The following is a 16,916-nucleotide window of genomic DNA, read 5'->3' on the forward strand; positions in this document are numbered from 1 at the left end:
AGCAAAAAAGGCATCCTTCGCAGAATGCCTTTTGTATTAAAGATATGTTTCTTAGGATTGTATAAAGGCTAAAATATCAGCATTTATAGTAGCAGCTTCGGTAGTTGGCATACCGTGTGGAAAACCGGGATAAGATATCAGCTTACCATTTTTTAATAACTTAGCAGCTTTTGGGGCCGATATAGCGTAAGGTACTATCTGGTCATCCTCACCGTGTAGTACCAATACCGGTATATCAACGCTTTGCAAGTCTTCAGTAAAGTTAGTTTCCGAAAAGGCTTTGATACCGTCATGATGAGCCTTAATGCCGCCCATCATGCCCTGGCGCCACCAGTTATCCCTAACGCCTTGTGATATTTTTGCACCCTCGCGATTGTAGCCATAAAAAGGTATGGTAAAATCCTGAAAATATTGCGGCCTGTTAAACGCTGTGCCCTGACGTATCTCGTCAAAAACCGCTAATGGTACACCTTCCGGGTTGTTTTCGCTTTGTATCATGATAGGAGTTACCGCGCTTATTAATACGGCTTTGGCAACTTTACCTTTACCATACTTAGCAACATAGCTTATCACTTCACCACCGCCGGTTGAGTGGCCAACGTGAATGGCATCTTTAAGATCCAAAAAATCATATAGTTCGGCAGCATCGGCAATATAAGTTGCCATATCATGGCCTGATGATGTTTGGGTTGACCTGCCATGGCCACGGCGGTCATGCGCAATTACCCGGTATCCTTTTTGTAAAAAGAACATCATTTGCGCGTCCCAATCGTCGCTTGATAGTGGCCAGCCATGATGAAATACAATTGGTTGCCCAGTACCCCAATCTTTGTAATAAATTTCAGTTCCGTCTTTTACTGTGATTTTCATGATGATTAAATATTTGATGTGAATAGTTATTTGTAAGCTGTTTTGCTAAAACTGAACCACAACGCAAATTATTAAAATTCAATGATTTATCATTTATTGAAGGTGCTTTACATTACGCTATTTCGTTATTTTACGTTATGATGCGAACAGTAACTATAAATAACACACAATATGTTATTTATAGTTATCAATTTGTTAGTTAAGTAATAGAGCGGAAATAAAAAACCGGATCTTGAATTCCAAGATCCGGTTAATGCCTTTAAAAAGCTGTTTGTGTACCCAGAGCCGGGGTCGAACCGGCACGGCCTTGCAGCCATTGGTGTTTGAGACCAACGCGTCTACCGATTCCGCCATCTGGGCAACTATTGTTCTTTCAGAACCGGGCTGCAAATGTATCTAAACTCTCTTTAATTCGCAACAGGTATTTTTGTTTATAGTAAATATTTAGAATTTCATTCAGGCGGCTTTCTTTCGCGGTATCGTCAAGGGTAGGGTAGTCGGTAGTGAGTTTGCTTAATTGTTCATTTATATCCCCCTCAAAGGCAAGTACTTCCGCTGTAATATCACGCAGTTGGGCTGCATCATCAACTTCCATAAGACGTTCGTTAATGTCCATCATTTCCATTAAAAAATCTCCGGGGAGTTGTGGTTTTGCACCCTCCTGTAGCAGGTCGTGGCTGCGTAAAACGTATTCCAGGCGCTTTGCAGGGTCGGCAAGTGTTTGATAAGCCTTATTATTAAGTGTTGATAGTTCCAGTATTTCCTGTTGTTTTTCATCACCCTCGGTAGCGTAAAAATCGGGGTGATACTGCTTACTTAACTGGTAAAACTGTTTTTTGAGCGCGACCTCGTCAAGGTGAAATGATTCGGGTATGTTATAAAATTCAAAGTAGTTCATCTGCGCAAAATTACCCTCTTTTCTGTATAATGCGTGCACCCTTCTTTATCATTTGCTGTTGTTGCGGTGTAAAACTTTCGCGGCCACCAAAATCCTGTACCCAATAATTGTCTTTCTCGGCAACGCCAACTTCTTTGAGGTCGGGGTTCATTAGGTTTTTACAATGGCCGGGGCTTTTAAACCAACCGTTTTGCACTTCCTCAATACTGCGCTGGCCGTAAGCAATGTTCTCGGCAATGGCAAAGCTTCTGAAGCCTTTGTAAGTGTAGCCTGCATTCATAATGCGATCCTGTATGTGGCGCCCGTCACGACTTTCATGACTAAAGTATTTTCTCCTGGCCATATCCTTCGCATGGTCTTCGGCAGCATCTTCTAACTGATAGTTCCAAACCAGTGGTGGGGCCGGAGCCATGCGTTGTGTGCCGCAATTGCAGCCTTTACGCCGTATAGCGTTTATACGATCTAAAAACTCATCTTTAAAATCATCGTCGGCAGTTGTGCCTGTCATGCTTGTTAATACAAGGGCAAGTGCCACAAAAGCGGCTCCTTTCAAAATCATTCTCTTCATACCGTTAAGTATGACTGTAAACGCCAGAAGTGGTTTAAGCGTGTTATAGCACCGCTAATTTTTTAGCAGATATAGCTTTAACAGGCTTCTTTTCGGCCGATGCGGGAGTTGTAGTACTATCTGACGACGCGATTAGCGGTGCAGAAACCGGCTTAACGCGCTGCTTGCTTTTTTTGCTTTTTTGTGAAGCAATAACGGGATTACCCTTTTTACCCAGCTTTTTATTAAGCCTGGCATAATCCTTTTTTACAGATGATTTTGCTGAGGCCGATTTTTGCTGTTCAGACCAATACAGGGCTTCCTTTAAGTCTCTTTCTGCCAATTTATATTCTTTTATATCTGTTTTAATGGCCGCAAGTTGTTGTAAAGATGCTATGATGTTCGGCACATCGTTTTTAATGCGCGATAAATTATTTGATTGCAAAGCATACCATTTAGCTTGGCTATATTTTTTTTGTTTGTAAAATAACTGTGTAAGCTTATCAAAGCTGATGCGCATACCGGTAGTATCGTTAATGCCCGAATAGAGGTGTAATGCCTGAAAACAATTAATTTGAGCCTCGTTTTGATACATTGACTTTTTAAGCGGATTGCTAACCGTATCATAACGCATATAAAACGTAACCAGTTTTATATGTATAGGCGCGCGCAACGAGTCAACTGTGGTTTTTTTTAGTTGTTTTCTCAGGCTGTCCAATTCATCAGCGTGTACAAATTGCGAGGCAAAAACAATAGCAAGGGTAATAATTGTGAATAGTTTTTTCATCAGCTAATACGGTATGCTAAAAACTATTCAAACAGTGTGCCTTTGTTTATCAAATGATAATAATGAGGCCGAAAAATACAGGGATAAACGTATTTATTTTATAAACCATACAAAATAAGGCTAACCTTGTTTGCCTGCGTAGTAGCTTTTTTGGTACAGTTTGTAGCTAAATTACTTAATGGTTTGTTCGTACCTTTCTAAAAAACGGCGAAGCGGCCCAATGCGTGAAAAACCCCATTCAAACAAGCCAATGCCTAATGCAGCGGTAGCAATACCAAAGGTTACGTCGAGCACGTAATGGTGACTGGTGTAAACGGCAGCGAACCATATACCTACCATAACGGTAGCGAAGAATATGTTAATTAACCCAAGCTTATTTTTAAGGCCAAAATAAAGCACTATAAGCGGATAAGCTGAGTGCAGGGATGGCATGGCAGCAAACACGTTTGATCCTTTGGCATAAATTGTTTTAAATACGGTTACATCAAAATACTGATCAAAACGGGCAAGGCCGGCGGTATTGCCCGGTGTGGTTTGTACAAAGTTAAAACCGTAAAAGTGTACGTACCATGGCGGTGCGGCAGGGTAGGTATAGTAAACAATAAAGCCTAAAAAGTTTACTAAAAAAAAGGTAAGCAAAAAGCTTATAAACTGCCTGCGGTTAATAAAAAACAGGTATACAGCAAATGCCATTGGCACCGGTATCCAGCACAGGTAAAATATACCTGATATAATGTTTAAAAAGGTTACGTTATGTATCCACAGGTATTCATTAGGCGTGAGTATTTTACCTCCTGAATTTATACCAAACAAACTTTTCTCAAAATTATACAGCCCTTGTATGTGCACAGTGTTGTACTCATAGTTAGGAAAAGCCTTCATGTAATCGTAAATTATCCAGTATACGATGAATATCGAAAACCCGACAATGAACTTGCGGCTAAGAGGTGTGGCATAAAAAAACAGGTTGTACAGGAAGATCAGCACAAGTTGATCTGTTTTGAAACCCAGTAATAACCACGAAACAATTAAATACGCGATAGATAACAGCGAAACAGTAATGACCGATTTTGGGGTGATCGGAAAAACTGCGCCGGCAGCTTTGGTCATGTTACTTCTTTAAAAAATCTGAACGGAATATCTTATCCCACAATGGAGAACTTACACCGTAACCTCTTGAAGGATCCTGATAATGGTGAAGCATGTGGTGTTGTTTTATTTTTTTCCAGAAACTGCCTTTAAAGTTAAAGTGATGAATAGCGTAGTGCGAAATATCATACACCAGGTAACCTAATATAAAGCCGGAAAACAATCCGTTTACATACAGGGCAGGGAATATCAGTTTAAACAAAAAGTAAAAACCGGTTGCAAGCGGAATACTTGCTGATGGCGGCATCACCAGGCGTTTGGCATCACTCGGGTAATCATGATGTACACCGTGAAATATAAAGTGCAAACGTAGCGCCCAGCCTGATTTTGGTACAAAGTGGAATACAAAACGGTGCATAATGTATTCAATAAACGTCCACACAAATAAACCGCCTATAAATAAACCAAAAAAGTTGATAAACGGTTGCTCGTCAACAAACAACGAGTAATACGTGCAAACAGCAATAACAGGTAAGAAGATAATTATGGGTACATAAAAACTTACCTTTGATAAACTCTCTAAAATATCGTTCTTAAACATTCTCACCGACTCCGGTGAATTTGATATAAAGTTCCTCTTCATGGCCTTTCAGGGTTTTAAACGTTCTGCTACTTCCTTGCCGGTTGCTATATCTGTACCTTTTAGTTCCATGTATTTAACATTTGGCGACCAAACGGCCCCTCCATCAATACGTACAAAAATCCGGTTAAGTATTGCTTGCCTGTTTAAAATGGTTACGAAGATATGATATTTTCCGTCAGTTCCCTTCATCAGCGTGAGCGGAATTTTTTTGTATGACAATATTCTGATATCATATTTCTCTTTACCAAGTGGTGTGGCATCAATACCAAAGGCAAATTTACGTTGTATCATGCTTAGCTCAACACATTGCTGCTGTTTGGCATAAAGCTTCCAATATGGGTGTATTGGGTCTTCAACATCAAGCGTACCGTCCTTCTGCCAGTTAAGCTCGTAAATTATGGTATTGGTATTAGGGTCGCGTTGCAGGTAAAACAGCATTTCGATGCCTGTTGGGGTAGGCAGTTCGGCAATTTTAAGCGTATCGGCAGGGGAGGTGTAAAAATAGCTGACCTTGCTGTTTCCGGCAAGCATTAAATATGTTCCCAAAAACAACAAGGTCAACAGTATGCGCATATATTATTGCTGTTCTTTTTCCTCAAGGGCCTTTTTGGCTTCGCGAAGCCGGTTAAAAGCCGTGATGTTGGTTAATACAGCTAATATAGTGATTGGTAATGTAAAAAACGACATGGTTTCAAACACATGATACTTGATTCCAGGTACATACAACTTATAATCGCCGCCAATATAGTTTGACATTACACCGCATAAAATAGCGCAAAGGCCTATGGTTACCACACGCTCGGGGCGCTGCATTAAACCGCCCTTGCATTCAACACCCAAACCTTCGGCACGGGCACGAACGTAGCTTACCATCATAGAGCCAATAAGCGCTATAAACGCGAATATCGAACTGAAAAAATAGTGGTGCGCTACCAGGTAATAACATATGCCTAAAAACATGATAAGTTCGCTGTAACGGTCAAGTACCGAATCGTACAGGGCGCCAAAGGTTGATTTCATGTTACCCAGGCGTGCAACCTGCCCGTCCAACATATCAAAAAGGCCGGCAAATAATATTAAGCCACCCGCCCAGCCTACATAACTTAAATTGATACGTGCACCGGTTTCGGCACCGGCAATAAATATTACGGCTACGCCTATGTTAAGCATAAAGCCTATTGAGGTTACCGCGTTTGGAGTAAGCCCGAGTTTTATGAGCACCTTTACAAAAGGGTCAATCACTTTATAGATACCCAGTTGCAAACTGGTGCGCAGGTTAGGCGCTGTAGTTGTGGTGGTTTGCTGTGCCATTACTTATTATACGGTCATTAAAAATCGAATGTGATCCTTGTTCTAAGGCCCCATTCGGATACATTTGGATTGTCGAGATAGTTAAATCTCCTTACTAAATCCAAGCGGATAAATTTAAAAATATTTTCAATACCAACGCTCCCCTCAATGTAAGGTTTACTTCCTAATGAATAAGTGATGGGTTTTCCACCTTCATCAACCGGAAATTGGTACAGATCCGGGTGTAATGATGGGTTGTTTTCGTTTCTCAAGCCGCCATATAATGCCTTGAATGATACTACCTCACGCCATTTCAGCTTTTTAAACAGGGGGATCTTGTTAAAAAAGAAGCCATAAAAATGCTGATCGATGCTGATGGCCTGGTAATCATCGCTCACAAATTCCAAAAAGTTCATCAGGTTATACGAGTCTACATCATAAGCGTAGGTTTGATTTGCCCGGTGTATGTTTAGCAGCGGATAAGGCACCTTGCCAAAAATATGCCCCGCTTCAACCGATACGTCAGCATAACCGAATACTGAAAGGTAAAAATGCTTATCAATACGGCCAATAAGTTTATCATAACTGTACTGCCCGCCAAACAAATCCTTAATGCCCTTGGTGTAATATAAATTAAAGATGGGGTATTTGCTGATGATGGGTGTACGGAACATTTTACCCTGGTAAAACTGTTCGTAAGGAGCGTAACGCAGGTTTAGGTTCAGTTCACTTGTAGTTAAATAGCGGTCGCTGATAAGAGAACCGTTAACAAGTCTGTTAAAATATAGCGATCCGGCAGGCTCCTGCGTCCATTTGGTAAAGTTGAACTTATACGAAAAGTGGTTTTCAAATTCCCTAACATAATCAAACCTGTAAAAGTCGTTATAAAGGTACTTGTCATTATTGCCTCGTTTAAAGGATAGTAAAAAGTTATCCTCGCGTACAAAATCAAGGTTTAACCCCGGTATCTTGGTATCGCGCTGAAAGCTGGCCCTCACATAGTGCTGCGGAAATTTGTAAATAGATTTTGCATTGAGCGAGTATGTGGTACTTAAAAAATACTTCCAGCGTTCGTCCTTAAAACCGTAAGCGCCATAAGTTTCAAAAAATATACGCTTGCTAAAATCATAAGTGGTACGCCCGCCAAACCTTAGCCTGAAACCTTCAACGGGGTTAAAGCTGTAAAATGAGTTAGCCGGACCAACCTCAAATTTACCAAAACCTTTATATCCGAATACCAGCAACGATAGCAGATCAGCCGTACGGCGATACGATGGCATACGTGTAAGGCTGTCAATATTAGTATAAACTTTTGATTCGGCTGTGCTTAGCGTGTCTAAACGGTTTTCACGCCAAAACTGTTCATTACGCTCCTTAGCCTCATCCATGTATACTACCGCTTCGCCGGCATAAGCTGCTTCGGGCCGCGGGGTGTTGATAAAAAATTTATCCATGGTAAGCGTACGTATGCCGAATAAACCGCCCGCTTTATCTTTATTCAAACCAAAATCGGCAAGGGTGGTACTCTTGCTTAAATGATAACGACCATCTGTGTTTTTGGCAAACTCCAGGTCAACCTCCATGCTTTTTACAAAGTTAAGGTTTATGTTGCGGTTGGCTTTTAACACTGCTTTTTGTACAGCGTAATTACCGTCAAGCGTAACGTATATCATGCCTTCAAAAAGCATGTCGGCTGTGTTGCGGGGCGTAAAACTCAATTCAACCAACTTCTCATTACTATCGGTAGTTATGGTATCAGTTATAAAAAACTTATAAAAGTTTGGCGCCACGCCTGCTATCGGACTAAGCCATTGGTTCGTGAGCAACATCACGTTATTATCGTAAATGTTTATCTCCGAGTACATGTGCTTAAAGTAAGCGCCAATACCTTCGCTATCAACAAATGAACCGAAGTTGACGCTTTTTTCGCCTATAACTACTGTATGCTTTTTCTCCGGATCTTTTCGATAAAAGGTGTGCGATACCTTCTCATTTAAAAAAAAGGGGAGCAGGTTTTTTCCCGGTACGGTAGTGCTGTCCCTGTTATCTATCAGGAACTTGTATTTTTTAAAGAATTTTTTGTCGGCCAGTTTACTCGATACGTTCAGGAATGAGAACTGCATCTTATCATAAGTGCGATACTCAACATACTGGTAACTCTCGGGCTGGTTCTTTTCCTTATTCTCAATAACCTTACGGATAAGTTCAACAGCAGGGTTATTTTTATTACTGTATTTCTGCTTTTTCTGGCTTTTTACAATTACCTCGTTCAGTGCCTGTGCTGCTTCTGTTAAGCGTATGGTTACGTTTTGCTCGGCACCTGGTTTAATTTTATAATTTATAGTTTTATAACCTACAAATGATACCTGCAGGCTGCTTTGCGGATTTACCGATTGAAGGAAAAAACGGCCATCGCTATTGGTAGTTGTGCCTATAGTAGTACCGGCAAATGTCACTGATACGTAGGGTAAGGGCTTTTTGTTGGATGCATCTACAACCGTGCCGTTAACAACGGTTAGCTGGGCAAAAAGTAAAACAGGAGTGAAAAGGAGTAGGGTGAGTAAAAGAATTTTTTTTACCGGTGTGTTTATATTCATTTATGTATTTGGGTACTCTATGCAAATACAAACTTCTTTTGCATAAAATAATTGTAACTAAAGCCTACTATTAATGATACCACTGCCTTTGCTATATATTTATCAACACTTAAATAATGCACAAATAAAAATACGCCACCGTTATTCAGCAGTATGTTGCCAATCCAAACCAAAATATACTTTAAAGCCTGGCCGGGTGCTTTCTTTTCCCGTGCATGAAAAACCCATATACGCCCTAACAAAAAATTAGTAACGCCACCTGCAACTGTGCCGGTGAAATTTGAGTAAACATACCAAAGGTTTAAAAAGTGGTTGCAAACAAAAGTCGTCGAAAAATCAATTAATGTAGAAATAAAAGACGAGGCTTGCGCCTTTACAAATGTTGCCATGCCAATTTACACTATAAATAGCTATAAAACAATAATATACTTTGCTTACGCTATAATTGTGCCAGTTATTATTTAGTAAGACAGGTGTTATAAACGTTTTGTTACAATTAATAACCCTATAAATTCGAGACAAAAATGATAAAAAAAACCCGGTTGCCGTATGAGGCAAACCGGGTTTTTTAAATATCGATTCCGGTATTAGCCTTCAGCCTCTACCAGTTCTTCGTAGTAATCAAGCCCTAAGTGGGTGATAAGGTCTTCACCCATCAGGTAACGCAGGGTGTTTTCCAATTTGATCAATTGTTTAAAGATATCATTCTCAGCAGGTAAGCCTGGTGCGGTTTGCGGGCTTTTCAGGTAGAATGATAACCACTCCTGTATACCGCTCATGCCTGCGCGTTTAGCAAAATCGCCAAACAGGGCAAGGTCAAGCGCGATAGGTGCTGCAAGGATAGAGTCGCGGCACAGGAAGTTGATCTTGATCTGCATTTTGTAACCCATCCAGCCAAAGATGTCAATGTTATCCCAGCTTTCTTTGTTATCACCATGCGGAGGGTAGTAGTTGATACGGATCTTATGATACAGATCGCCATAAAGGTCAGGCTGCTCATCAGCGTTCAAAATATCTTCTAACACACCACCTTTTGATACTTCTTTAGTTTTGAAGTTTTCAGGAGCATCAAGTACCAAACCATCGCGGTTACCCAGGATGTTTGTTGAAAACCAACCGTTAACACCCAGTGAGCGGATAGCTAAACCCGGGGCAAGGATGGTTTTAACCAGTGTTTGCCCGGTTTTAAAATCTTTACCTGCAATTGGTGTATTGGTTAATTTAGCCAGTTCAACCATTGCCGGAATGTCAACAGTAAGGTTAGGAGCACCATTAGCGAAAGGCACACCTAATTTAAGCGCTGCATAAGCGTAAAGCATACTTGGAGCAATACGTTTATCATCAGCTTTAAGCGCTTCTTCAAATTTCTCTAAAGTGCTGTGGATCTCACTTGCTTCAAAGTAAACTTCGGTTGATGCGCACCATACAATAGCAATACGGTCAAGGCCGTTAGCTTCTTTAAAGTTGGTGATGTCTTCCATCAGCTCTTGAGCCATTTCCCAACGGGTACCGGTTTTTACGTGCGTACCATCAAGGTTACGGGCGTAGTCGCGGTCAAAAGCGGCTTTCATAGGCACAATTGCCTGTAATTCTTCTTTTACCGCTTCAAGGTGATGGCGCTCAAGTACCTGTGCGTGGCTTGCAGCTTCGTATACGTTATCTGAGTATACGTCCCAACCGCCCCATACAATGTCATTCAGGTCAGCCAGCGGAACAAAATCTTTGATCTTTGGCTTGCGGTTCTCAGTTCTTTTACCTAAACGTATAGTACCCATTTGTGTTAGTGAACCAATGGGTTGTGTCAATCCTTTTTTAACGGACTCAACACCCGCGATCATTGTTGTGGCTACCGCGCCTAAGCCCGGCAGGAGGATGCCCAATTTACCCTCGGCAGGTTTAATGTTGTGTTTCATTTATTGTACTATTTATTTATCAGCGGTTAAAGCCAGTTGTTGGCTTTATACCATTTTAACGTTTCAGTTAACCCCGCGTCAAGGTCATACTTTGGGTAAAAACCCAGATCATGCTTTGCTTGTTCAATTTCGCAGTTCCAGTTGGCGGCTGTTAACTCTTTTAATTTCTCAATATTTAATGCCGAAGCTTTGTTGCTCAAAGAACTTACTTTTTCGGCAATTGCTGCTATTACTTTTACTAAATTTACAGGAAGATGAAACTTTATAGCCTTCAAATTTAATACACTTTTTGTAATATTCCCTAATTCGTACCTGCTGTAAAAATTTCCGTCGCTTATAATATAGGTTTTACCGCTGCCTGCAAACAGCGCTTTTACGCTTACCTCGGCCAAATCGGTTACATATATAAAGGTTAATTTTTGTGCTTTATTGCCTATGTAAGGCTCAATACCTTTAACTACCTGTTTAAAAAAAATAAATATATCCTTATCGCGCGGGCCGTAAACAGCCGTTGGTCTGAGTATGGTGTAATTTAATCCTTCAACGGTTTTTAGCTGCTGTTCGGCAGCGAGTTTGCTGCGGCCATAAGCAGTAACCGGATTAGGTACGGTATCATTGGTAATAATGCCATTTAATGAGTTGATAGGGCCAACTGCTGCCAAACTGCTTATCAATACCAGTTTTTTAAACTGCGGGCCGGCGTTTACCGCCGCCTTAGCCAGGTTAACAGTATGGGCAGCATTAATGGTATCATACTCGTTTTGTGAACGGGCCTTGGTTGCACCAGCCGCGTGAATAATGTAATTAATACCATTATCCTTTAACAATTGGGCAAGCGATGCCTGGTCTTTAAAATCAGGATAAACATATTTAACCTCTATACCATTAAGGTGGTCAATACTGCTGCTTTTGCGTACGGCGGCATATACTTCAAGGTTGTTTTTTAAAGCTTCGTTAATTAAATGGTAACCCACAAACCCACTGGCACCGGTTATTAAAACCTTTTCTCTCATATAGCTTTTTCGTATATCCTATAGGTTTTGTATTGGTTGCCACCTATAGCTTCAATGGCACGGTTCACCATATCATTATGTTCCAATGTCCAACTGGCCTCGGCGTAATCCATGCCTTTATTGGTGTAAGCACGCATTATTTCTCCGTAGAGGCATGCTTCAATACCCATTTTTCGATACCCGTCAACAACGCCAAGCAGCATAATACGTATGCCCTTTATTTTGCTTTTATTTAGCAAAAGCTTAAATATACCGGTGGGCAGCAGCCTGCCTTTTTTAATGGTACGCAGTATCTGGTTAAGATCAGGGATGGCAACACCAAAGCCAATTATTTTACCGTCCTGTTCGGCCAGTACGGCAAAGGCAGGGTCAAGTATCATTTTTAAATCCTTAGCCGTATAATCAAACTCCTCATTCGTCATCGGGAAAAATCCAAGATTTTTATCCCATGCCTTATTGTATACCTCGCGCAGGGCTGCTGCTTCCTGCTTAAAGTTTTTAAGATTGATGTTACGTATGGTGATGTTGTTGCGCTTTAACCGGCCTTGCAGCAGATCGAGCATTTTAACCGCTTTATCATTATAGGCATTGCCTTTCCAGCTATATGCAAACAGGTCAACCTGTTTGGTGAGGCCGGCATTGGCAAGTAATTCCATATAATATTGCGGATTGTAAGGCATCATAACCAGGGGCGGAGAATCAAACCCCTTAACCAATAATCCACAGGTTTCATTAGTTGAAGGGTTGGCCGGGCCAACCAGTTTGGTAGCGCCTTTTTCTTTAAGCCATTTTGTAGCCGCCTCAAACAATGAATTCGCTACAGCCTGATCATTCACGCAATCAAAAAAACCAAAGAAACCGTCACTGGTATTATTGAATTTATTATGATTGGTGTTAAAAATGGCGGCTATGCGGCCAACCACCTTACCGCTGTCATCAAAAGCTAAAAACGTTTGTAACGACGAATGCTTTAAAAAAGGGTGGGTGGTAAGCAGATCCTTTTGTGCAATAAATAGTTCCGGAACGTAGTTCGGATCGTTTTTATGTAACTCGTGAGGGAAATCGATAAAGGCTGCGAGTTCCTTTTTTGTTTTTACCGCGGCAACGTGGCTCATGTTTTGGTGTGGTTATAATTAAAATAAGGTACACTTTTTTGTGTACCTTATATATTATGCTCGGGTAATATTTTTGTTAGATGTTTTCCTTTACGGCATTTACACCAACATCTTTAAAAGCCTTGGCTATTTTTTCAACGGCCTCGTCTATCTGATCGAACGTGTGCGTGGCCATCAGCGAGAAGCGCAATAACGATGAATCTGATGGTACCGCTGGCGATACTACGGGATTAACGAATATACCATTGCGCTGAAGCTGGTTGGTAACCAGGAACGTTTTATCGTTATCACGAATGTAGATAGGCAGGATAGGGCTTTCAGATGCACCGATATCAAAGCCTTCTTCAGTTAACAGGCGTTTCGCGTAGTTCGTATTATCCCAAAGCTTGGTGATACGTTCCGGTTCAGACTCGATGATGTCCAGGGCGGCAATAACGCTCGCCACTGATCCCGGAGTCATACTCGCGCTGAACATAAGTGAACGTGCACGATGTTTCAGGTAGTCAATAGTATCATAGTCAGCAGCTATAAAACCGCCTAATGATGCTAATGATTTACTAAAGGTGCTCATGATCAGGTCAACCTCATCTGTTAAGCCAAAGTGAGATGCCGTACCTGAACCGTTTTCGCCTATAACACCTAAGCTGTGCGCGTCGTCAACCATAATGTTAGCGCCATATTCGTCGGCCAGCCTAACAATTTCAGGTAGCTTAACAATATCGCCTTCCATACTAAAGATACCGTCAACAACAATTACTTTAACGGCCTCTTCAGGCAGTAAGCTTAATTTGCGTTGCAGGTCTCCCATATCATTATGGGCGTATTTAATAACCTTTGAGAATGAAAGACGGCTGCCATCTATTAAGGATGCGTGATCATACTCGTCTAATATTAAATAATCGTTACGGCCGGTAATGCACGACAGAACACCCAGGTTAACCTGGAAACCTGTACTGAATAAAACCGCCGCCTCTTTGCCAACATACGTTGCCAGCCTGTTCTCCAACTCGATATGAATATCAAGCGTTCCGTTCAAAAAACGTGAACCCGCACAGCCCGTACCATACTTATCGATAGCTTTTTTAGATGCTTCTTTAATTTTAGGATGGTTGGTTAAACCCAAATAAGAGTTAGACCCAAACATGAGTACACGTTGATTATTAATAATAACTTCAGTATCCTGCCCTGATTCAATGGGTCTGAAAAAAGGATACAGACCCTTCTCCCTGATCATATTCGCATCCTGGAACTGAGCAATTTTTTGATGTAGTTTTTTACCCATGCATTAAGCCTGCTTAAATTTTTTGTAAAAATAATATGAATAAGCCATATCCCAATAACTTTCAGGCGTAAATTTTTTCACACAGCTTATTCTGTTGATCTTTAAAATCTAAAAGGCAAAGTAATTAAATTTTTTATTTAATCAGTGTCAAAATTTTTCATTTGTTCGATGCCTATATAAACAAATAATTTCGATAGCTGTATTAAGTAACCGAACCTTTACGTAAAATATTTGTTATTGTCAACAAAATCGTCATTTAAATAACATATTCGCAACGCTGTTCGCCATTATCAATAATAATATAGAATTTTTGCTCAAATATTAACACATCACACCCGCTCATTTATTTATGAAGAGAGTATACCTTTTGTTATTCAGTATAATTGCTGTTTCGGGGGTGTTTGCCCAAACGCAGCCCCGAACCGATACGATATCGGGTAACGTAAGTTTACAGCAGTGTATTAATTATGCCCTGCGTAATCAGCCTTTGGCAAAGCAAGCCACCCTTGATGAAAACATTAACGAACGCGACATTCGCATTGGTTTAGCCGGATGGCTGCCGCAGGCCACAGGTACCGGCCAGTTGCAACATTACTATGAAGGCGGGCCAAACGCCAACTCGGCCAATGTACCGGGCAGCGTATTGCAAAACAATATCAGCAACCTGTCCATACTTGGCGTGCAGGTAAGCCAGGCATTATATAATAACGATGTATTGCTGGCTTCACGCGCGGCGCGTTATTCGAGGCAGTACTACAGGCAAAATACCGAAAGTGTACGAATTAACCTGGTATCTGATGTAAGCAAGGCGTTTTATGATGTACTGCTATCGCAAAGGCAGCTCAATATTACTAACGAGGATATTGTCAGGCTACAACGCAGCCTTAAAGATGCCCGTAACCGGTATGATGCCGGCGTGTCAGACAAGATCGACTACAAGCAGGCAACCATAGCGCTTAACAACTCTATGGCTACACGCAAGCAGCTAACAGAAAGCATTAAAAGCCGCGAAGCTTACCTAAAACAGCTTATGGGTGTTAGCAGCGGTAACCAGTTAAGCTTACAGTATGATTCAACCCGCTTTGAGAGCGAGGCCGCTGTGGATACCAACCAAACCCTTGATGTTACAAAACGTGTGGAATACCGTATGCTGCAAAGCCAAAAAACTTTGCAAAATCTTAACGTAAGCTATTACAAATGGGGTTTTTTGCCATCGCTCTCAGCCATTGGTACTTATAATCTGGTTTACGCCAGCAGCAGCTTATCAAACCTGTATAACAATAGTTTTCCTAACGGATACGTAGGTTTATCAATGAGTATACCGCTGTTTCAGGGTACACGCCGTATCCAAAACCTGCGCAAGGCACGCCTGCAGGAGGAGCGGGTTGATCTGGATATCATCAACACCCAAAACAGTATAAATACCGAGTACGTACAGGCTTTAGCTAATTATAAAACCAACTACACTGCCTGGCAACTCGTTAAAGAGAATGTTGACCTGGCGCGTGATGTATATAACGTAGTTAGCCTGCAATATCGTGAGGGTATTAAAACTTACCTTGACGTTATTGTATCGCAAACCGATCTGCGTACAGCACAATTAAATTATTATAACGCATTGTTCCAGGTACTGTCAAGTAAAATTGACCTTGAACGATCATTAGGAAAAATATCTGCACAACAAAACTAAACCCTGAATATGAAACACACCAGTATATACGTGTTGGCTGTAACCGCCACATTAACTTGGTCGGCTTGTGGTAACAAACAACAGCAGGCAGGCCCGCCACCGGCAACACCTGTTAACGTTGTTGAAGCCAAAAAAACACCGGCCGCTTATTATGATAATTTTCAGGGTATAGTGGTAGCCCTTAATACGGTTGAACTACGCAGCCAGGTATCGGGCTTTATAACCGGTATATTTTTTAAGGAGGGCGAAGTGGTTGAAAAGGGAAAACCTTTATACGAGATCGATCGTCGTAAATACCTGGCTGCTTACCAGCAGGCACAGGCCAATGTACTTAGCGCCAAGGCCAACCTTTTAAGGGCGCAAAAGGATATTGACCGCTATAACATGTTATTAAAAAATGATGCTGTTGCCCGTCAAACTGTTGACCAGGCGGCTGCAACTTACGAAACCGCCAAAAGCCAGCTCGCAGTGGCTAACGCGGCAGTGGAGTCGGCACGTACAGATCTTTCTTACGCTACCATTACAGCTCCGTTCACTGGTCGTATAGGTATATCACAGGTGCGTTTAGGCGCACAGGTTACGCCCGGCACAACGTTGTTAAACACCATCTCGGCCGAAAACCCGGTGGGTATTGATGTGGTTATCAATGAGCAGCAGATAGACAGGTTTTACAAGCTGATGAAAAGCAGCACCGACAGCACATTTAAACTGCAATTGCCAAATGGCCAGTTGTATGGAAGCACAGGTAAAATACTGGCTGTTGACCGCGGCGTGAACAACCAAACAGGTAGCACTATTGTAAGGATACAGTTTCCTAACCCTGACAAGGAGTTAAAGGACGGTATGAGCGGTGTGTTACAGGTGCTTAACAATGACTCGGGCGATCGTATACAAATACCTTACAAGGCAGTGGTTGAGCAAATGGGAGAGTTTTTTGTATTTACAGCGAAGGATACCATTGCCCTGCAAAATAAGGTAACCCTGGGCCCCCGTGTTAACAGCGATGTTATTGTGCTTGATGGTATTAAAGAAGGGGATAAAGTAATTACCGAAGGTATACAGCGCCTGCGCGACAGCAGCAAGATAGCTGTAGGTGCGCCCGGCCAGCAGCCGGCTGCGCAAGCTAAACCCGCGGCTAAATAATATTCGCCGAGGCGTATATCAACCTATTGAAAAAAAGAC

The 16,916-nt window shown here is 41.6% G+C and carries 16 protein-coding genes and 1 tRNA gene; 2 read left to right on the top strand and 15 right to left on the bottom strand.

Annotated elements, in window-relative coordinates; all coding sequences use genetic code 11:
• Positions 1–51: 51 nt before the first annotated feature.
• The 15 genes from LJ707_RS02900 to LJ707_RS02970 form a co-directional block, all read right to left on the bottom strand.
• Positions 52–870: an alpha/beta fold hydrolase gene (locus tag LJ707_RS02900; protein WP_228949230.1), complete on the bottom strand. Its 819-nt coding sequence runs from the start codon at positions 868–870 to the stop codon at positions 52–54.
• Between the two features lie 276 nt (positions 871–1,146).
• A tRNA-Leu gene (locus LJ707_RS02905) sits at positions 1,147–1,230 on the bottom strand.
• 13 nt (positions 1,231–1,243) lie between these two features.
• Entirely contained in the window at positions 1,244–1,768 is a 525-nt protein-coding gene (gene hscB, locus LJ707_RS02910) for a Fe-S protein assembly co-chaperone HscB (protein WP_228949231.1), read from the bottom strand.
• A gap of 10 nt (positions 1,769–1,778) precedes the next feature.
• A complete protein-coding gene (locus LJ707_RS02915) occupies positions 1,779–2,336 on the bottom strand; it encodes a CAP domain-containing protein (RefSeq protein ID WP_228949232.1) in 558 nt (185 codons plus the stop codon).
• A gap of 43 nt (positions 2,337–2,379) precedes the next feature.
• On the bottom strand, positions 2,380–3,102 hold the full coding sequence (locus LJ707_RS02920; RefSeq protein WP_228949233.1) for a hypothetical protein: 723 nt from the start codon (positions 3,100–3,102) through the stop codon (positions 2,380–2,382).
• Positions 3,103–3,273: 171 nt separating this feature from the next.
• The gene (locus LJ707_RS02925; protein WP_228949234.1) at positions 3,274–4,212 is read right to left on the bottom strand and encodes a phosphatase PAP2 family protein; all 939 of its coding nucleotides are present in this window, start codon (positions 4,210–4,212) and stop codon (positions 3,274–3,276) included.
• Between the two features lies 1 nt (position 4,213).
• Entirely contained in the window at positions 4,214–4,834 is a 621-nt protein-coding gene (locus tag LJ707_RS02930) for a sterol desaturase family protein (RefSeq protein WP_228949235.1), read from the bottom strand.
• A 6-nt stretch (positions 4,835–4,840) separates the two neighbouring features.
• Positions 4,841–5,407: a DUF4833 domain-containing protein gene (locus tag LJ707_RS02935; RefSeq protein ID WP_228949236.1), complete on the bottom strand. Its 567-nt coding sequence runs from the start codon at positions 5,405–5,407 to the stop codon at positions 4,841–4,843.
• A gap of 3 nt (positions 5,408–5,410) precedes the next feature.
• On the bottom strand, positions 5,411–6,145 hold the full coding sequence (locus tag LJ707_RS02940; protein ID WP_228949237.1) for a CDP-alcohol phosphatidyltransferase family protein: 735 nt from the start codon (positions 6,143–6,145) through the stop codon (positions 5,411–5,413).
• A 17-nt stretch (positions 6,146–6,162) separates the two neighbouring features.
• Positions 6,163–8,721, bottom strand: a complete 2,559-nt coding sequence (locus tag LJ707_RS02945; protein ID WP_228949238.1) for a DUF5686 and carboxypeptidase-like regulatory domain-containing protein — start codon at positions 8,719–8,721, stop codon at positions 6,163–6,165.
• 17 nt (positions 8,722–8,738) lie between these two features.
• Positions 8,739–9,110, bottom strand: coding sequence for a GtrA family protein (locus LJ707_RS02950; protein WP_228949239.1), 372 nt, complete (start codon positions 9,108–9,110; stop codon positions 8,739–8,741).
• A gap of 198 nt (positions 9,111–9,308) precedes the next feature.
• Entirely contained in the window at positions 9,309–10,634 is a 1,326-nt protein-coding gene (locus LJ707_RS02955; RefSeq protein ID WP_228949240.1) for an inositol-3-phosphate synthase, read from the bottom strand.
• Positions 10,635–10,660: 26 nt separating this feature from the next.
• The gene (locus LJ707_RS02960) at positions 10,661–11,647 is read right to left on the bottom strand and encodes an NAD(P)-dependent oxidoreductase (protein ID WP_228949241.1); all 987 of its coding nucleotides are present in this window, start codon (positions 11,645–11,647) and stop codon (positions 10,661–10,663) included.
• The gene (locus LJ707_RS02965) at positions 11,644–12,762 is read right to left on the bottom strand and encodes a hypothetical protein (RefSeq protein WP_228949242.1); all 1,119 of its coding nucleotides are present in this window, start codon (positions 12,760–12,762) and stop codon (positions 11,644–11,646) included. Before LJ707_RS02965 ends, LJ707_RS02960 begins: the two co-directional genes overlap by 4 nt.
• Positions 12,763–12,838: 76 nt before the next feature.
• Entirely contained in the window at positions 12,839–14,044 is a 1,206-nt protein-coding gene (locus tag LJ707_RS02970) for a pyridoxal phosphate-dependent aminotransferase family protein (RefSeq protein ID WP_228949243.1), read from the bottom strand.
• 349 nt (positions 14,045–14,393) lie between these two features.
• On the opposite strand from LJ707_RS02970, the gene LJ707_RS02975 reads away from it, so the two are divergent.
• Together LJ707_RS02975 and LJ707_RS02980 are read left to right on the top strand one after the other, a co-directional pair.
• Positions 14,394–15,734, top strand: a complete 1,341-nt coding sequence (locus LJ707_RS02975; RefSeq protein ID WP_228949244.1) for a TolC family protein — start codon at positions 14,394–14,396, stop codon at positions 15,732–15,734.
• A 9-nt stretch (positions 15,735–15,743) separates the two neighbouring features.
• The gene (locus tag LJ707_RS02980) at positions 15,744–16,877 is read left to right on the top strand and encodes an efflux RND transporter periplasmic adaptor subunit (protein ID WP_228949245.1); all 1,134 of its coding nucleotides are present in this window, start codon (positions 15,744–15,746) and stop codon (positions 16,875–16,877) included.
• Positions 16,878–16,916: the final 39 nt, after the last annotated feature.

The sequence above is a fragment of the Mucilaginibacter sp. UR6-1 genome, from assembly GCF_020880975.1.
Taxonomy (GTDB): domain Bacteria; phylum Bacteroidota; class Bacteroidia; order Sphingobacteriales; family Sphingobacteriaceae; genus Mucilaginibacter.